The sequence below is a fragment of the Pseudomonas sp. RIT-PI-a genome, assembly GCF_001187875.1.
GTDB classification, from domain to species: domain Bacteria; phylum Pseudomonadota; class Gammaproteobacteria; order Pseudomonadales; family Pseudomonadaceae; genus Aquipseudomonas; species Aquipseudomonas coleopterorum.
Map to the genome: position 1 here is coordinate 250,940 of NZ_LGIR01000033.1, position 17,089 is coordinate 268,028.

Sequence of the window (17,089 nt, forward strand, 5' to 3'; positions counted from 1 at the left end):
ATATTAGGCAAACACCTGCAGGCTACTTGGAGGCAGGGCTACCTGGATATTGCGCGTCCCCGGAGATGGCAGCTGACGCGCACTGATTTCGGCGGTCAGTGATTGACCCGGCAATGCGTCGAATTCGAAACTCACTCGGCATCTGTTGCCAAGGAAGGTCACGTCCCTCATCTGCGCAGCGAAAAGGTTTTCCTCCCCCTGCAGAGGATTCACGCAGATTGCCTCGGGACGACAAAAAAGCCGCCCAGCGGCGCGAGGCGCGACTCCACCGGCCAGTCGCAATTGCAGTGCCCCGACTTGCGCGTGACCGCTGCCATTGCCTTCGAAACTCAACCAGTTGCCCTGGCCAACAAAATTGGCCACGAATGGCGTCTGCGGATGTTCATAGATCGATTGCGGGCTGGCGTACTGCTCGATGCATCCCTGGTTCATCACTGCAATCCGATCAGCCATCAGCATGGCTTCTTCCTGATTGTGCGTGACCATCAACGTGGTGATGCCCAGGCGCTGCTGCAGGCTGCGCAACTCCATACAGAGGTGTTCGCGCACCTGGGCATCAAGCGCCGACATGGGCTCATCCAGCAGCAGCAACGACGGTGCAGGTGCCAGTGCGCGAGCCAGTGCCACACGCTGCTGCTGACCGCCGGACAGCTGGCCGGGATACTTCTTCTCGCTTCCGGTCAGCCCTACCAGCTCAAGCATGTCGCCAACCCGCTGACGAACGATGTCACGGGCGCTGCCGGTGAGCCCATAGCCGATGTTCTGCTCGACGTTGAGATTCGGAAACAAGGCATACGACTGGAACACAATGCCGTAGTCCCGGGCCTGGGGCGGTAGATTGGATACATCCCTGCCCCCCAGATAGATGGTGCCCCGGTTCTGGCGCTCCAATCCGGCGATGCATCGCAGCAAGGTGGTTTTGCCGCACCCCGATGGCCCCAGCAGGCAGACCAGCTCGCCAGGCGAGACGGCCAATGACACATTATCCAATGCCTTGAAGGCGCCGAAGCTCTTCTGCAAGTCAGCGATCCGAACCTGTACGCTCGGGGAGGCTTCAGCGGTGGGAAGGGAACAGAGCATGGATGCACCTCATCAAATGGAGCACGAGCCGCGTGTGCAACGCGGCATTCGTGTCGATGAAGCAATGCTAGGGTGCTATTGCGACGGCGATGTGGCAGATAGCCAAAAGCTGGCGATAGTCATATCGGCAAATTTGTTAAGCATCTACCGCTCAAGACTGTCGCGAGCCACGTCGAGAAAGGCGGCGGGCAAGCGTGATTGCCTGCGATCCTTGAGGCAATACAGATACTCGGCGATCTGCGGCGCGCCTTCTACCGCGATGGTTCGCAGATCCGGATTGACGGGTACCTCCTGGCGGGCAATGAGACTCACACCGATATTGCGCAGAACGGCCTCGCGAATGGATTCGCGGCTGCCGATTTCCAGTTCGATAACAGGGCGAACCTGATGGGTGGTCAAGAAGGTCTCGGTCAACGTTCGGGTGGTGGAACCGTGCTCACGCATCAACAGGCATTGTCCGGCCAGCGCGCTGGGCGGCACGCAATCATGCATGGCCAGCGGGTGCTGCTTGTGGACGGCCAGCACCAAGGGATCGGTGCCCAGCACCAGGTGCATCAAACGCGGATCCTCCAGCCATTGCGAGGACGCCGCCAGGTCTACCCGGTACTCTTCCAGCGCCTCGAGGACGTCCTGAGAGTTGCCTATTTCCACTGACACGTCGATGTGGGGCAAACGTTCGCGAAATGCCTTGACCAGATCGAGTATGTAATAAGGCGCCGTCGCACCTATTCTGAGTGCCCCCCTGCCCTGGCCGCAGTTTCGCAGGTGGAACTCGATATCGGCTTCATGCTGAAGCAGGACTTTCACCTTGGGCAACAGCCGAGCCCCCTCATCGCTGACGGTCAGACGACGCCCGCCTCGATAGAACAACTCGACCGCGTAGCGGCTTTCCAGCTGCCGAATCTGCGTAGTGACCGTCGGCTGGCTCAAGCCAAGCTTCTTGGCCGCCTGGGTGACACTACCCAAAAGGGCGACGGTGTAGAACGCCTTCAGCTCTGCACTCAGCATGATTCAACAGGCTCCTCAAGATCGCTGGCGTGGTTGCGGAACACCCACCGGCGCAATAATGGTTTAATCCGTACACCGGGGTGCCATCAGGGGCTTCATGACAACGGATCCGTCTTCATGCGCCTGTCAGACTTCATCCTCAAGAACATCGAACCCATCCTTCAGACCTGGGAAGATTTCGCGCGAAGCCTGGAAACGCCTGGCACGCCGCTCGATCGTGAAGACCTCAGGGATCATGCGCACGCGATGTTGCTGGCCATTGCCGATGATTTGCGCAATACGCAATCGAGCCAGGAGCAGGCCGAGAAGTCAAAGGGCCATGACCCCCAGAACGATACTACCGCAGCCAATGTCCATGCGCTTTCCAGGCTGCTTTCCGGATTCACCATCGAGCAGGTCGTCGCCGAATTTCGCGCCCTGCGCGCAAGTGTCATCAAGCAGTGGGTCAACGACGCCAGCAAGAAAGCCGACATCGATGTCGAAGACATGATCCGGTTCAACGAGGCGATCGATCAAGCCCTGGCGCGATCGGTGGGCAGCTACACCGAGGCGGTACAAGCCTCGCGGAACGTCTTTCTCGGCATACTGGGGCATGACCTGCGGACCCCTCTGGGCGCGATCATGCTGGGGGCAGACGCACTGCTGCGCACAGATGATCTGAGTGCGCGGGCCACCAAGATCACTTCGCGGATCTATACCAGCGTCAAGCGCGCTTCCCGGATCGTGGGCGATCTGCTGGACTTCACCCGGTCCCAACTGGGCCCCGGCCTGCCAGTTTCGAAGACTAGGAGCGACGCGGCGCCTGCGCTCGAACGCGTCGTCGAGGAGCTGCGCATGGTGAACTCGAACGCGAAAATCCTGCTTGAAAGCCCGGTCAGTGCGATCGGCCTTTACGACGCCGCGCGCCTGGAACAGGTGTTTTCCAACCTCATAGGCAACGCTTTGCAACATGGTGATCCACAGGGGGCCATCTCGGTGGCGCTTACCGCCACAGACGATACGCTCAGGTTCACGGTTCACAACACGGGCGCGGTCATTCCCGAAGACGTCCTTGGATCGATCTTCAATCCATTGGACAGATATTCACCTGAGTCACCCACCGACAAAGGACCGCATGCCAGCCTGGGTTTGGGATTGTTCATCGCGTCCGAGATCGTCAGCGCCCATCAGGGGCATGTGGACGTCACCTCGAGCGCTGAAGCGGGCACCGTGTTTGCCGTCGAGATTCCCACCGGCGCCGCTGATCTACCTTCCTCCACAGACGCGCAGCGCTGATCATCCAGCGCGGCGCCCGTTCTGCGGGAGCTCTATTGGCGGCCCGCCGCAGACCGCTTTCAAGCCCGCGGCCAGGGCTCAGCGCCCGTGGCCGAGGTTGGCTTCGCTCATGTCCAGCTCGGCCAGCACCTCGCGCACGGCATCGTCGCCGATCCGGCGTTCGCGGCGCATTTCATAGAGTGCCAGGCGCTGCGCGCGCAGTGCCTTGATCCGCAGGTGGCGTTCGAGTTGATCCATTTGCCGCGCCAGCGCCTGGGCCTCGGCGGAATCCTCGAACGCGTCCAACTGCTGGCGGTACTCGGACATGATCCGCGCCTTGAGCTCGGTCGCCAAGGCCGCCTGACTGGCGTCCTGCTCGGTGGCTTTCTGCGTCGGATCTTCCTCTTCGAGCGAGCGAATGGCCGACTCGGCGGTGTGGCGCCAGGCATCCCGCACTTCCTGGCGAGCGCCCTGATCATCGCTGGTGGCCACGCCGCGCAGCAATAGCGGCAAGGCGATGCAGGCCACGACCAGCGACAGCAGGATGACACCGGCGGCAATGAAGATGAGCAGGTCCCGCTGGGGGAAGTCCTGACCGGGTGCCATCAACAGCGGCACCGACATGACGCCGGCCAGGGTTACCGCGCCGCGCACACCGCCCAGGGTCAGCAGGGCGCAGGAGCGGGCATCGGGCAGCCGCGTGATGGTGGCCTTGCCGCGCAGGCGGCGTATCCACGTCATCGCGCGCCAAGTGCTTTGCACCCAGACGAAACGCAGCACCAGCAAGACGCCGAAGATCGCCAGCACCTCCAGGCAGCGCCACGACAACGCGGGCCACAACGTCGGCTCGTGGCTCAGCACTGCCTTGACGATGTCCGGCAACTGCAGACCAAGGAGGAGGAAGATCAATCCATTGAAGGCAAACTCCAGCAGCGCCCACACGCTGCGGTTGAGGATGCGCGTGCGGGTCTGCCGGGGCAGCAGGTCCAGCCAGCTCTGCATCATGCCGGCAGCCACCGCGCTGAGGATGCCCGAGGCACCCAGGCGCTCGGCCAGCACATACGCGGCGAAGGGCAACAGCAGCATGAACACCACATGGGTCGCCGGATCGTCCCAGCCCCGCGCAATCATCCAGACACGCAGACGCCCCACCACCCAGCTCAGCAGCACGCCCAAGGCCAGGCCGCCGACCGCCACCAGGACGAACGTGACACTGGCGTCGGCCAGGGAGAACACGCCGGTGATCGCTGCCGCCAGGGCGAACTTGAAGGTCACCAGGCCCGAGGCATCGTTCATCAGCGCTTCGCCCTGAAGGATGCGCATCAGCGGGGTCGGCAAGCGGTCCTGGGCAATCGCCGACACCGCTACGGCGTCGGTCGGCGACAGTACCGCCGCCAGGGCGAAGGCCACCGGCAGCGGAATGTCGGGCAGCAGCCAGTGAATGAAGTACCCCGCCCCCAATACCGTGAACAGCACCAGGCCCACCGCCAGCATCAGCACGGGGCCGCGGTAATGCCAAAGATCGCGCTTGGGAATGCGCCAACCATCGGAAAACAGCAGTGGCGGCAGGAACAGAAACAGGAACAGCTCAGGCTCCAGCGCAACGTGCAGGCCCAGGGTCGGCCAGGCGAGGATGGCCCCGGCGGCGATTTGCAGCAGTGGCAATGGCAAGGGAATGACGCGGGCGAACAACCGCGAAACGCCGACCAGCATCAACAGGATCAGCACGGTGTAGGCGGTTTGCATGGGGCAGGATTTCCTTTGAATCGACAGGCAGCCGCCATGGTAACGGTTTGCAACAGGTTTGGCCGCGACCGGGATGTCGCAGTTCAGCGATCGCTTCAAAGCCCAGCCCAGTCCCGCCCACGCAGGCATGGCGCTGTCACAGTCGATGCCGCATAATTCCCCGATTCGTTTTCGGGAGGCAGTGGGGCGCATTCGTAGCCCCTCCTAGATCAATGACGCATATTCTCTACGGCATCAAAGCCTGCGACACGATGAAGAAGGCCCGCACCTGGCTCGACGAGCACCAGGTGCAATACGCCTTCCATGACTACAAGACAGCTGGCATCGACCGCGAGCACCTGGCCCGCTGGTGCGACGAGCACGGCTGGCAGGTCGTGCTGAACAAGGCCGGTACCACCTTCCGCAAGCTTGCCGACGAACAGAAGGCCGACATCGACCAAGCCCGTGCCATCGAACTGATGCTCGCCCAGCCGTCGATGATCAAGCGCCCGGTGTTGCAGGTTGGCGACAAGACCGTGATCGGCTTCAAGCCCGACATCTACGCAGCGGCCCTTGCCTGACACGGGCCCGCACTCATTCTGCACGAGGTAATTCCATGTCCAATTCTCTGTTCAGCCTGGCCTTCGGCGTCGGCACGCAAAACCGTCAAGGCACCTGGCTGGAAGTGTTCTACGCCCAGCCCCTGACCAACCCGTCTGCCGCGCTGGTCGATGCCATTGCCCCCCTGTTGAACTACACCGGCGGCAACCAGGCCATCACCTTCAGCAACACCCAGGCTTCGCAACTGGCCGAAGCGCTCAAGCACGTCGACCCGTCCCAGGCTGCCCTGCTCACTCGCCTGGCCGAGAGCCACAAGCCACTGGTCGCGACCCTGCTGGCCGAAGACGCCGCGCTGACCTCCACGCCCGAGGCGTACCTCAAGCTGCACCTGCTGTCGCACCGTCTGGCCCAGCCGCACGGTCTGAACCTGGCCGGCATTTTCCCGTTGCTGCCCAATGTCGCCTGGACCAGCCAGGGCGCGGTCGATCTGGCCGAACTGGGCGAGCGTCAGCTGGAAGCGCGCCTGAAGGGCGAGTTGCTGGAAGTGTTCTCGGTGGACAAATTCCCGAAGATGACCGACTACGTCGTGCCGGCCGGTGTGCGCATCGCCGACAGCGCCCGTGTGCGACTGGGCGCCTACATTGGCGAAGGCACCACCGTCATGCACGAGGGCTTCGTCAACTTCAACGCCGGCACCCAAGGCCCGGGCATGATCGAAGGCCGTGTTTCGGCCGGTGTGTTCGTCGGCAAGGGCTCGGACCTGGGCGGCGGCTGCTCGACCATGGGCACCCTGTCCGGTGGTGGCAACATCGTGATCAAGGTCGGTGAAGGCTGCCTGATCGGCGCCAATGCCGGTATCGGCATCCCGTTGGGCGACCGCAACACCGTGGAAGCCGGCCTGTACATCACGGCGGGCACCAAGGTGGCCCTGCTCGACGAGCAGAACCAACTGGTCAAGACCTTGAAGGCGCGCGACCTGGCGGGCCAGCCCGACCTGCTGTTCCGTCGCAATTCGGTCACCGGCGCCGTGGAGTGCAAGAGCCACAAGTCGGCCATCGAACTCAACGAAGCGCTGCACGCTCACAACTAAGTGGCGATATCGGGCCCGGCATCTCTGCCGGGCCTCTTGCCCGGGGTCTTCGACCATGTTCCACGCCTCCCCCTGGCGCTCTGACTTCCCAGCCATCGCCGCCTTGCAACACCAGCAGCAGACCTACCTGGACAGCGCTGCCACCACGCAGAAACCACACGCCCTGATCGACGCCATCGGCCAGTACTACGCGCAGGGTGCGGCCAATGTGCATCGCGCGCAGCATCTGCCTGGCTCCTTGGCCACGCGTGCGTTCGAAGCCAGCCGCGAGAAGGTCGCGCAGTGGCTCAATGCAAGCAGTCCGGAGCAGGTCGTTTTCACTCACGGCGCGACCAGTGCCCTGAACCTGCTGGCCTATGGCCTGGCCGAGCAGTTTCAGACGGGCGATGAATTGGTGATCAGCGCCGCCGAGCACCACGCCAACCTGCTGCCCTGGCAGCAACTGGCCAAGCGTCGTGGCCTGTCGTTGCGGGTTCTGCCACTGGAAGCCAGCGGCGTGGTTGATCTGCAAGCGGCCGCACAGATCATCGGCCCACGTACTCGGGTATTGGCAGTGAGTCAGTTGTCCAATGTGTTCGGTGCGTGGCAACCGCTCTCGCCCCTGCTGGCGCTGGCTCGGGCCCAAGGCGCGATCACGGTGGTGGATGGCGCCCAGGGCGTGGTGCACGGACGCCATGATGTGGAGCACATGCAGTGCGACTTCTATGTGTTTTCCAGCCACAAACTGTACGGCCCGGACGGCGTCGGCGTGTTGTATGGACGCCGCGAGGCGTTGCAGAAGCTCGCGCACTGGCAGTTCGGCGGCGAGATGGTGCACCAGGCCGACTACCAAAGCGCCAGCTTTCATCCCGCGCCCCTGGGCCATGAGGCAGGCACCCCGCCTATCGCCAGCGTCATCGGCCTGGGCGCGACTCTGGATTACCTGAGCGGCCTGGACGCGAAGGCGGTCGCCGAACACGAGGCAGCCCTGCATGCACAACTGCTGGCAGGGTTGCGCGCGCGCAGTGGCGTTCAACTGCTTGGCGCACCGCAGGTGGCGTTGACCAGCTTTGTCGTGGAGGGCGTGCACAACGCCGACCTGGCGCACCTGCTGACCGATCAGGGCATCGCCGTGCGGGCCGGACACCATTGCGCCATGCCGCTGATGAAGCACCTGGGTTTGTCGGGCGCCATTCGTGTGTCCCTTGGCCTGTACAACGACTCAGGGGATTTGCAGCGGTTTTTCGACGCGTTGGACAAGTCGCTGGAGATACTCGTATGACGATGAGTCCACAGGCGCAAGAAGCACTAGAGGTGTTCACCCAGGCCGTCGGGTGGGAGCAACGCGCACGGTTGCTGATGCAATGGGGCGAACGCCTGGAACCGCTGAGCGACGAGCAGAAAGTGGAGGCCAATCGCGTGCACGGCTGTGAGAGCGTGGTGTGGCTGGTGGCCGAGCGGCAGGGCGAGCACTGGCACTTCAACGCGGCCAGCGATGCCCGAATGATCCGCGGCTTGCTGGCGCTGCTGCTGGTGCGGGTTCAGGGGCTCGATTCCCAAGCGTTGCGTGAGTTGAATCTTAACGCCTGGTTCGAGCAACTGGGCCTGGGTCGCCAGCTGTCGCCTTCACGCAGCAATGGGCTGAACGCGGTATTGAAGCGGATGAGCGAACTGGCGTGAATCTCTGGGTCGGGTGGGCAGCCCGGCCCTCAGCCCCCCGCCTTGACCCGATCAGCCGGCCGCCGCACTCCGGCGACGATCTTGTCGACCGCCTTGGTCGCCGCCACCATACCGAAGGTCGCCGTCACCATCATCACTGCGCCAAAGCCCCCCGCGCAGTCCAGTTTCACTCCGTCACCGACGAAACTCTTCTGCAGACAAATGCTGCCATCGGGCTTGGGATAGCGCAGCTGCTCGGTGGAGAACACGCAGGGCACGCTGTAGTGACGGGTGACCGTGCGCGAAAAGCCATAGTCGCGACGCAGGGTCGAGCGCACCTTGGACGCCAGCGGATCGTTGAACGTCCGGTTCAGGTCGCACACTTGAATCAGGGTCGGATCGATCTGCCCGCCGGCGCCGCCCGTGGTGATGATCTGAATCTTGCGCCGCTTGCACCAGGCGATCAGCGCGGCCTTGGCATTCACGCTGTCGATGCAGTCGATCACGCAATCGATGTTCGGCGTGATGTATTCAGCCATGGTGTCGCGAGTGACGAAATCAGCCACCGCGTGCACGGTACAACCAGGGTTGATGCCCCGCAGCCGCTCGGCCATCACCTCGACCTTGGGCTTGCCCACGGTGCTGTCGAGCGCATGCAACTGACGGTTGGCGTTGCTGACGCAGACGTCGTCCAGGTCGAACAGCGAGATCTCGCCCACCCCGGTGCGGGCAATCGCTTCCGCCGCCCAGGAGCCGACGCCGCCCACACCCACGATGGCCACGTGCGCATCACGCAGGCGCTGCATGCCCTCCAGACCATACAGGCGGGCAATACCGGCGAAACGGGGATCTTCTGTACTCATGGGGCGGCACCTCAAAAAACCGGCGCGCAGTATACATCACAGCCCGATGCAGGAGCGGTCATGGGATGCGCCGCCCTTTTCGCGGTCAAGGACCGCTCCTACGGACGAGGGAAACCGTTAATATAGCGCCTGACCGTCATTATCCGAGGTGAACCCCATGAGTTCGTCCACACCCCACACCGCCAAGCTCGATCGCATTCTGGCCGATGCCCAGCGCGAGCGCGAAAGCGGCTACCGCGAAAAGGCCCTGCGCATGTACCCCCATGTATGCGGCCGTTGCGCCCGCGAGTTCGCCGGCAAGCGCCTGAGCGAGCTGACCGTGCACCACCGCGACCATAACCACGACAACAACCCCCAGGACGGCTCCAACTGGGAACTGCTGTGCCTGTACTGCCACGACAACGAGCACTCGCGGTATACCGACCAGCAGTACTATGCCGAAGGCTCGACCAGCAGCCCGACCATCGCCAAGGCGACCCACAACCCCTTCGCGGCCCTGGCCGGATTGATGAAAAAAGACTGAGCGAGCACGTGGCCAACAAACGGTACAGCTGCATCGGGTTGTTCAACCCCAAATCCCCGGAAAACGTCGGCTCGGTGATGCGCGCCGCCGGTTGCTACGGGGTCAATTCGGTGTTCTACACCGGCAAGCGCTACGAGCGTGCGCGGGATTTCGTCACCGACACCAAGCGGGTTCACTACGACATCCCGCTCATCGGCATCGACGACCTGCAGAAGATCATCCCCCTGGGCTGCACGCCCGTGGCCGTGGAACTGGTCGACGGCGCACGCCCGCTGCCCGAGTACACCCACCCGGACCGTGCCATCTACATTTTCGGCCCCGAAGACGGCAGCCTCGACCAGAGCGTGCGCGACTGGTGCGAAGACACCATCTATATTCCCACCACCGGCTGCATGAACCTGGCGGCCACGGTCAACGTCGTGCTCTACGATCGACTGGCCAAGGGCAACAACACGCGCTCCGGGCCCAAATTCAAATAAGCCGATGGAACAGCGTGACGATTTGGCAGTCAGCTTGTTATCACTGCCCTATCAGGAGATTCACCATGAGCGACAGCAAAACCGTGGACGTCATCAAATCCGTTACTCAGCCCGACTACCATAACGTCAAGGGTTGGGAACGTGCCGGCTCGCTGCTGGTAGGCGTCGTCACGATCGGCAAGGGTCTGCGCCGCGGCGGGATCTTCGGCCTGATCCAGGTGGCCATCGGCGGCGCCGCCCTGGCACGCGGTTGGAGCGGTCACTGCGCAGCCAAGTCGCTGGCCGAAAAAGGTCGTAGCGATCTGGAAGAGATCCGCAGCAAGATCGAGCGCGCTGGCGAAGACCTGCTGAATCTGAAGAAGAATGCCGATTCGGCCACCGACACGGCGACCGTGACCGGTGAAGATCCGGCTGTGACCCCCAAAGTTTAAGCGTCCGGTATCAGGCGCATCCCTGCACGCTGCGGGGATGCGGTTCACTCGCGTGAATCGACCCTCGGAAACGAGCCCCGCGCTCGATCAGCCCGCCCGAAAAATCAGATAGTCTTCCCAGTCGTCTTCATCGACATCCTTCTCGCTGACCATTTTTCCAGACTGCGAAATACGCTGTTTGTGCACCTGTTCGCGATCACCACAGACCAGATGATGCCACAGCGGCAAATCCTGCCCCTGGCTGACCAGGCGGTAGCCGCAGGTGGGCGGCAGCCACTTGAACTGGTCGGCCTGGCCCGGCGTCAGCTGGATACAGTCAGGCACTTCGAGCTTGCGCCTTGGGTAATCGCTGCACTGGCAGGTCTTGAGGTCCAGCATCTTGCACGCCACGCGGGTGTAGTAGACGCTCTCGTCGTCTTCGTCCTCGAGCTTCTGCAGACAGCACAGGCCGCACCCGTCGCACAGCGACTCCCACTCGACCGGATCGAGTTGGTCGAGCGTCTTGCGCATCCAGAAGGGTTCGACGATGGCGGCCATGTTACCGAGTGTCCTGTACGAAATTGACGGTTCAGGCATGGGCGGTACCTGAAAGGGCCGCCAGTCTAGTGCGCTGCGGCGCGCGGGCCAAGCCTTGGCGACTATCGGTCAAGCTTCACTTGTCAGGCGCGATCGATTCGCAGTAGGTTTTGCCCCTGTCATCCATCACTCTCTCATTCAGGAATGCCATGAGCGCCAATCCCCGCATCGCCGACTACGCCATCCACGAGCAATTCATCAATCGCTGGTCGCCCCGTGCGTTCGAGCCGGTCGAGATCGAACAGGACACCCTGCTCAGCTTCTTCGAAGCCGCTCGCTGGGCCGCTTCGGCCTACAACTCGCAACCTTGGCGCTTTCTCTACGCACGCCGTGGCACGCCGAACTGGGAGCGTTACCTGGGCCTGCTCAATGAATTCAACCGCTCCTGGGCGCAGCATTCGTCGGCGATCGTGATAATCGCCTCGAAGACCACCTTCACCGCACCCGGCGCGACCGAGGAATCGCCCGCGCTGTGGCACACCTTCGACACCGGTTCGGCTTGGGCTCACCTGGCGCTGCAAGCCAGCATCAGCGGCTGGCACACCCACGGCATGGCCGGTTTCGACCAGGACAAGACCCGTGAAGAGCTGAAAGTCCCCGCCGAATACGCGCTGCACGCCGCCGTGGCCATCGGCAAGCTGGGCGACAAGGCCACCCTGGCCGAATACCTGCAAGGCCGCGAGCTGCCGAGCCCGCGTCTGTCTCTGACCCAACTGGTGGCCGAAGGCGACTTCACGCTGTGATCCGAAGGGTCGGCTCGCCATCCGCCGCCGACCCTGCTTCCCTCAATCCCCGCAACTCAATAGCCGCGAGCGAAATCCACTTCGCCGCGCAGCGGCTTGCCGTCCTGCCACGCCTGCAGGTTCTCGACGAACAGCTCAACCATGGCCGACGGCGAGGTCGGTGCTGCGCTGTGGCCGGTGAGCAGCAAGCCCCACGCGGTCCAGAAGGGATGCTTGACCGGCAACGGCTCCTGCCGACAGACGTCAATGACCGCACCGGCCAGGTGCCCTTCCTTGAGTGCTTCCACCAGATCCGCGTCCACCACCGCCACGCCGCGTCCGGCGTTGATGAACAGCGCTTCGGGCTTGAAACGCTTGAACATCGCCGCATCGAACAGATCGTGGGTCTGCGGGGTGTCGGGTAGCAGGTTGATGACATAGTCGGCTTGCGCCACCAGTCGCCCGAGCTCGGCGAGCGGCGCCACTTCGGCGAAAGGCGCCAGCGTTCTTGTACTGCTCGCCACCCCGTTGAGGGTGACACCGAAGGGTTGCAGGAAACTCGCCACCGCCTGGCCTATCTCGCCGACACCGACGATCAGCACGCTGCGCCCGGCCAGGCTCGAGCCGGGGCGCGGATCCCATTTGCGCTCGACCTGGCTGACCAGTCGCGCCAGCACCTCGCGTTCATGGCCGAGCATATACGTCAGCATGTATTCGGCCATCACCTGACCGAAAATACCCACCGCACGGGTCAGGCGATAGCCGCGCGGCAAGCCTTCCTTCAATAGCGGCGTGATGCCCGCCCAGGTCGACTGCGCCCATTGCGGCGTCGCGCCGGTGCGCAACAGGTTGACGAACAGGTCCGGCTGGCCGAGCCACACCGGGCAATCTGCCGCCAACCGCGCCAGCTCGGCCGGATCGCCGCTGGTCTGTACATTCAAATGAGGAGCAGCTGCGCCGAGCAACCTGGCGTATACGGCGTAATCGTGTTCGGCGATCAGAACGCGGGTCATTGCGAAACCTTGGTCAAGACAGCTGGCCGACCCTGTTTCAGCAGGGCGGCAGCAGATAGGGATGATCAGATGGGGTCGTTGCGGCGCAGCAGTTCTTCGGGAAGATGCTCGATGTACTCGTCTTCGGCGGGCGGCATCTGCAGGTGGTAGCCCTGGGTGTCCAGGTGTTCCAGCACCAGGTTGATATCTTCACGCGCCAGGGCGCGCTCGGGGCTCAATACCAGGTCGAAGGCGTGCACCGGCTTGCCGAACACCCCCAGCAGGCCTTCGGGCACGCGCTCCAACGCGTCGCTCTTGAGCACATAGAGGTACATTTCGTTCTTGCGCGGGCTGCGATAGATCGAGCAGATGCGTTTCATGACGGGTCTCCAGCGTTGGCCAGGCTGTCGAGCAGGGCCTGCCCCATGCGCTCGCGTCGCCATCCACGCAGCGAATCGGGCAATTGATAAGGGCCATCGGGGTAGCCGGTCTTGAGCAGGGCCTCGAGGGTTTTCTTGCGCAGCATCAGCTCGGGTGCCATGTTCAGGCGCTCCGCTTCGCGTTGGCCAATGGCGCGCAGCTGCTTGAGCACGGCCGAGCTTTCGATGGGCAAAGGCTCGGGCAGCGCCGCTGGCCACTGCTCGGGCGGAACGCTGGCACCGGTCTTGATCAACTCCAGAATCTGCTCGCCATCCTGGCGGACGGTCCGCGGATGCATGTCTTCGATCTTGGCCAGGGTCTGCAGGTTGTCCGGTTGCAGTTTGGCCAGCGGCCACAGCGACTGCTCACGCACGATGCGGTTGCGTGGCAGATTGCGCGCACGGGCCTCGCGCTCGCGCCAGGCGCATAACTCGCGCAGCACCGCCAACTGTGCGCGCGACAACTTCCACGCCAGCTTGGCGTCACGGTACAGCTCGTCGGGGTTCACTTCGCGGCGCAGTTGGGCAACCAGTTCGGCGCCGTCTTCAAGGACCCAGGCGTACTTGTCCTCGGACAACTGCGGACGCAGCTTCTCGAACACTTCGGCCAGGTGCACGGCATCCTCGGCGGCATAGCTGACCTGGGTATCGGACAACGGCCGCTGCAGCCAATCCGAACGGGTCTCGCCCTTGGGCAGCTCGATGCCCAGCACTTCCTGAACCAGGCGCGAGTAACCCATGGAGAAACCCAGGTTGAGGTAGGCCGCCGCCAATTGGGTGTCGAACAGCGGCGCCGGCAGGCTGCCGGTCAGGCGCAACAGCACTTCCAGGTCTTCGCTGCAGGCGTGCAGCACCTTGATCACCGCAGGGTTTTCCAGCAGTTGAGTCAGCGGTTGCCATTGGGTGATCGACAAGGGGTCGATCAGAAAAGCGCTGGCGCCGTCGCCGATCTGCAGCAGTCCGGCGATCGGGTAGAAGGTGTCGACCCGCATGAATTCGGTGTCGAGGGCGACGTACGGCAGGCGCTGCCAGTGGGCGCAATGCTCAGCCAGGCTGGCATCGTCGCGAATCCAGTGAATATCGATGGCCACAAGCCTCTCCCACGAATAATGGCGCGCAGTATATATCGGCCCTGCTTCCACGGGGACATCCATCCGTGCCTGCGGTCGCCAATCCTGAGAGTACCTGTTGCGGGCACACGCATTGAACGATCCGCCCCTCGTTGTGGGTCGAACCTAGGCATGGGGTCGTTTTCGATGGCCCGCCATTCTGTCCACACTGACCAGAGGTGTCGAGATGCCGGTAAAACACAACCTGTTCGCTGACCTGAAACTAAGCAAGGAAGAGGTCGAAACCCGCGCCAAGAGCGACGATCGACTCAGCCAGCTACTCACCGAATACCACGTCAGCGACGCCGACGTGGTCAAGGCCGAAGACCGCGCCGCGCCGGACGACGAGGTCAAGAAGCTCAAGGAAAAACGTCTGCTGATCAAGGACAAGATCGTCCAGCAGCTGGGCTAGTGCGAGCGTGGGAGGCGGCGCAGGCGCGCCGCTTCCACAGTCCTCACAGCGCCGAGGATTCGCGCTTCAGGTCCGCATGGCGAAACGGCTTGGTCGCCCCGGACAAGGATGTGGCCACCTGATCGAGCCAATGCTCGGCGGTAAATTTTGGCGCACTGGCAGCGAGCACGATCAGCATCAACCCAGGCACCAGCGCAGCCAGCCCGAGACGCCGCAGGTTCCAACGTTCCAACACCAGAAGAAACGCGAACGCGGCACTCCCGCCGATCACCGCACCCATGATGGCCTCCGCCATCGGGTGGATCACATTGCCCACCAGCGTTGCCGCGAACCAGACTCCAAAGCCAAGACCCGCCAGCGCCGCTGGCCATCGCAGCCGTGGGTGGATCTGCCGCGCAAGCACACTCGCCAGCACCGGCATCATCAAACACGCATTCATCGCATGGCCACTGAACACGGCAATGTTCAACGACGGCAGGCCGATGCCCCAGCCCTTGAACAGAATCTTGCTGGCGCCGACCAGGGCGTAGGCGCACAGCACCGTCAGCAACCACACGGCACATGCGGCGCGGGCGCCGCTGAACCACAACCAGCCGGCAATCACCAGCGCAATGGGGAACATCACGGTGATAGCACCGTACTCCAACAACATGCATCACTCCTTCACAATCGAACCAACTGCGCCGGTCGTGTAGATCCGGCGCGACATCAAGGCGTCTTGTTGAGCGTTATACGCGAGATATCATGGACCGCGATGTACTTCTTGGCATTCTTCGACACACGCACGCATCCAAACACCAGCACGTAGGCACCGGCCAGGTCCTCGAGCTCGTGAATGGGAAAGCGCTGGGTGAAATCATCGGCCAGCGAACTGTCGCCCACCACGCTCAAGTCCTGCCGCCCGCCGGTGTTGAGCCACAGGCTCGGCGGCTGATCGCCCGACTGCGCCGCATCGGAGATCAAGCCCCAATAACCGCGCATGCGCTCCAGCTCATCACACTCGGCATGGGCGAACGGCACGAAGAAATCGCGGACCTTGAACAGCCCGCTTTCCACCGAGATCAACTGCTCCGAACGACGAAAGTCCTCACTCAGGATCAGGTTCTTCAGCAATGTGCTCAAGCGCCGATGACGGGTCTGGGTTCTTTGTGCGGCATGCCCGCCACTCTGCCGGCCTGCGCCATAGGTGGCCTCTGCGCCCTCCTCCACGGCGTGATGATGCAACGGTGCGCCAAAGGCAAAGTCCACCTCGATGCGTTCGCCCCGGTTGACCACATCGTCCTGCTCCAGCGTGTCACCGCGGTACGACGCACTCTGCGGCCCGCCCATGTCGCAGAACTCGGCATGGGGCCGGGCACCGAAGCAGGAGGCCTGTCCACTGCGCGCCGCCTTGCGATAGAACCCTGGCCCCATGCAACGCGGACACAACAGATTGCGCCGCATGACACCAATGCACTTGGGGCTCAGCGCCTCGAATCCGGCGATGTCGTAAACGGTATTGTTGATGGTGCACAAGGCGACGTCCATGCAGCTCTCCGGCTTGGGTCTCAATGGGGATGCGGGAGGTTGGCAGTGGATGGAATGGGATGATAGGCGAAGGGGGGATTTTCAGATTTTTCTTACAGGGTTTCTGCTGCGCAGCTTTTTTGGCGAAAGCACGGGCTAGCGAGCCGGAACGCAACGGCTCACTTTGCACAGAGGTACGGGTGGCTGAAACACGGGTCGGAAGTTTGCCGGGTCGTTTTTCAGGCCTTGGCAATTTCTGGCGTCAGCAGCCATTCGGCGCTGTCATTCCAGACGTCCATGCGGACTATCTTGCCATTACGCACCTCGAATCGATCCAGGTAACGGTTGCCCGAGAAACTGCGGCCATCAGCCCATTCGCCATAAAGCGTTCCGTTTGAATACACCACGGTGTGATCACCACGGTCCATCCAGTCGAAATCACCCAGGGCCTTCTTGACCCACGCGTAACGTGAACCGTTGAACGCAGTGATTGCCTGGGGATCAGGCATCACCCGTCCGCCGGTGAACGTGATCTGCACATCCTCACTCATGAACGTCGCGGCGCGGACCGGATCCGGAGCCATCGAGGCTTCGAGGAAACTGCTAACAATCTGTACGTCTTTGTTCATATCGATCATCGTCATAACTCCTGAATCATGGGAAGTCCGCTGATGGCGGATGCATCCGCTTGGTGCAAAACG

General features: G+C 62.7%; 21 protein-coding genes. 10 read left to right on the plus strand and 11 right to left on the minus strand.

Going from position 1 to position 17,089, the window contains the following annotated elements; genetic code table 11:
- Positions 1-3: 3 nt before the first annotated feature.
- The gene (locus AC788_RS20090; protein ID WP_049862300.1) at positions 4-1,080 is read right to left on the minus strand and encodes a putative 2-aminoethylphosphonate ABC transporter ATP-binding protein; all 1,077 of its coding nucleotides are present in this window, start codon (positions 1,078-1,080) and stop codon (positions 4-6) included.
- A gap of 144 nt (positions 1,081-1,224) precedes the next feature.
- On the minus strand, positions 1,225-2,088 hold the full coding sequence (locus AC788_RS20095; RefSeq protein ID WP_049862301.1) for a LysR substrate-binding domain-containing protein: 864 nt from the start codon (positions 2,086-2,088) through the stop codon (positions 1,225-1,227).
- Positions 2,089-2,205: 117 nt separating this feature from the next.
- Between AC788_RS20095 and AC788_RS20100 the strand changes: the two genes are divergently transcribed.
- Entirely contained in the window at positions 2,206-3,363 is a 1,158-nt protein-coding gene (locus AC788_RS20100; protein ID WP_049862302.1) for a sensor histidine kinase, read from the plus strand.
- A gap of 78 nt (positions 3,364-3,441) precedes the next feature.
- Here the strand turns inward: AC788_RS20100 and AC788_RS20105 are convergent, their stop codons facing one another.
- A complete protein-coding gene (locus AC788_RS20105; protein ID WP_049862303.1) occupies positions 3,442-5,088 on the minus strand; it encodes a Na+/H+ antiporter in 1,647 nt (548 codons plus the stop codon).
- A gap of 212 nt (positions 5,089-5,300) precedes the next feature.
- On the opposite strand from AC788_RS20105, the gene AC788_RS20110 reads away from it, so the two are divergent.
- Genes AC788_RS20110 through AC788_RS20125 form a run of 4 tightly spaced genes read left to right on the plus strand, consistent with a single transcriptional unit; the run spans position 5,301 to position 8,377 of the window.
- Positions 5,301-5,648: an ArsC family reductase gene (locus AC788_RS20110; RefSeq protein ID WP_049862304.1), complete on the plus strand. Its 348-nt coding sequence runs from the start codon at positions 5,301-5,303 to the stop codon at positions 5,646-5,648.
- Between the two features lie 35 nt (positions 5,649-5,683).
- On the plus strand, positions 5,684-6,718 hold the full coding sequence (gene dapD / locus AC788_RS20115) for a 2,3,4,5-tetrahydropyridine-2,6-dicarboxylate N-succinyltransferase (protein WP_049862305.1): 1,035 nt from the start codon (positions 5,684-5,686) through the stop codon (positions 6,716-6,718).
- Positions 6,719-6,773: 55 nt separating this feature from the next.
- Complete coding sequence (locus tag AC788_RS20120) at positions 6,774-7,979, plus strand: aminotransferase class V-fold PLP-dependent enzyme (RefSeq protein WP_049862306.1); 1,206 nt, start codon at positions 6,774-6,776, stop codon at positions 7,977-7,979.
- Positions 7,976-8,377, plus strand: a complete 402-nt coding sequence (locus tag AC788_RS20125; protein ID WP_049862307.1) for a SufE family protein — start codon at positions 7,976-7,978, stop codon at positions 8,375-8,377. The genes AC788_RS20120 and AC788_RS20125 overlap by 4 nt, the downstream gene beginning before the upstream one ends.
- Before the next feature lie 29 nt (positions 8,378-8,406).
- Here the strand turns inward: AC788_RS20125 and tcdA are convergent, their stop codons facing one another.
- On the minus strand, positions 8,407-9,219 hold the full coding sequence (gene tcdA, locus AC788_RS20130; RefSeq protein ID WP_049862308.1) for a tRNA cyclic N6-threonylcarbamoyladenosine(37) synthase TcdA: 813 nt from the start codon (positions 9,217-9,219) through the stop codon (positions 8,407-8,409).
- A 157-nt stretch (positions 9,220-9,376) separates the two neighbouring features.
- Between tcdA and AC788_RS20135 the strand changes: the two genes are divergently transcribed.
- The 3 genes from AC788_RS20135 to AC788_RS20145 all read left to right on the plus strand — a co-directional run bounded on the left by AC788_RS20135 (position 9,377) and on the right by AC788_RS20145 (position 10,652).
- Positions 9,377-9,742, plus strand: coding sequence for a YajD family HNH nuclease (locus tag AC788_RS20135; RefSeq protein ID WP_049862309.1), 366 nt, complete (start codon positions 9,377-9,379; stop codon positions 9,740-9,742).
- 8 nt (positions 9,743-9,750) lie between these two features.
- The gene (locus AC788_RS20140; RefSeq protein WP_049862310.1) at positions 9,751-10,221 is read left to right on the plus strand and encodes an RNA methyltransferase; all 471 of its coding nucleotides are present in this window, start codon (positions 9,751-9,753) and stop codon (positions 10,219-10,221) included.
- 65 nt (positions 10,222-10,286) lie between these two features.
- Positions 10,287-10,652: a YgaP family membrane protein gene (locus AC788_RS20145; protein ID WP_049862311.1), complete on the plus strand. Its 366-nt coding sequence runs from the start codon at positions 10,287-10,289 to the stop codon at positions 10,650-10,652.
- Positions 10,653-10,739: 87 nt separating this feature from the next.
- Here the strand turns inward: AC788_RS20145 and AC788_RS20150 are convergent, their stop codons facing one another.
- A complete protein-coding gene (locus AC788_RS20150; RefSeq protein WP_049862312.1) occupies positions 10,740-11,189 on the minus strand; it encodes a YcgN family cysteine cluster protein in 450 nt (149 codons plus the stop codon).
- Between the two features lie 188 nt (positions 11,190-11,377).
- On the opposite strand from AC788_RS20150, the gene AC788_RS20155 reads away from it, so the two are divergent.
- Positions 11,378-11,971: a nitroreductase family protein gene (locus AC788_RS20155; RefSeq protein ID WP_049862313.1), complete on the plus strand. Its 594-nt coding sequence runs from the start codon at positions 11,378-11,380 to the stop codon at positions 11,969-11,971.
- Between the two features lie 56 nt (positions 11,972-12,027).
- Here the strand turns inward: AC788_RS20155 and AC788_RS20160 are convergent, their stop codons facing one another.
- The 3 genes from AC788_RS20160 to rnd all read right to left on the minus strand — a co-directional run bounded on the left by AC788_RS20160 (position 12,028) and on the right by rnd (position 14,452).
- Complete coding sequence (locus AC788_RS20160) at positions 12,028-12,963, minus strand: D-2-hydroxyacid dehydrogenase (protein ID WP_049862314.1); 936 nt, start codon at positions 12,961-12,963, stop codon at positions 12,028-12,030.
- Between the two features lie 65 nt (positions 12,964-13,028).
- Positions 13,029-13,322 carry a YcgL domain-containing protein gene (locus AC788_RS20165; protein WP_049862315.1) on the minus strand — a complete coding sequence of 98 codons (294 nt, stop codon included), beginning with the start codon at positions 13,320-13,322 and terminating at the stop codon, positions 13,029-13,031.
- Entirely contained in the window at positions 13,319-14,452 is a 1,134-nt protein-coding gene (gene rnd / locus AC788_RS20170) for a ribonuclease D (protein WP_049862316.1), read from the minus strand. The genes AC788_RS20165 and rnd overlap by 4 nt, the downstream gene beginning before the upstream one ends.
- 205 nt (positions 14,453-14,657) lie before the next feature.
- On the opposite strand from rnd, the gene AC788_RS20175 reads away from it, so the two are divergent.
- Positions 14,658-14,882 carry a DUF465 domain-containing protein gene (locus AC788_RS20175; protein ID WP_049862317.1) on the plus strand — a complete coding sequence of 75 codons (225 nt, stop codon included), beginning with the start codon at positions 14,658-14,660 and terminating at the stop codon, positions 14,880-14,882.
- A 43-nt stretch (positions 14,883-14,925) separates the two neighbouring features.
- On the opposite strand, the gene AC788_RS20180 is transcribed toward AC788_RS20175, so the two are convergent.
- The 3 genes from AC788_RS20180 to AC788_RS20190 form a co-directional block, all read right to left on the minus strand.
- On the minus strand, positions 14,926-15,534 hold the full coding sequence (locus AC788_RS20180) for a hypothetical protein (RefSeq protein WP_236690546.1): 609 nt from the start codon (positions 15,532-15,534) through the stop codon (positions 14,926-14,928).
- A 56-nt stretch (positions 15,535-15,590) separates the two neighbouring features.
- Entirely contained in the window at positions 15,591-16,409 is an 819-nt protein-coding gene (locus AC788_RS20185) for a hypothetical protein (protein ID WP_049862318.1), read from the minus strand.
- Positions 16,410-16,627: 218 nt separating this feature from the next.
- Complete coding sequence (locus AC788_RS20190) at positions 16,628-17,026, minus strand: nuclear transport factor 2 family protein (RefSeq protein WP_043185044.1); 399 nt, start codon at positions 17,024-17,026, stop codon at positions 16,628-16,630.
- Positions 17,027-17,089 lie beyond the last annotated feature (63 nt).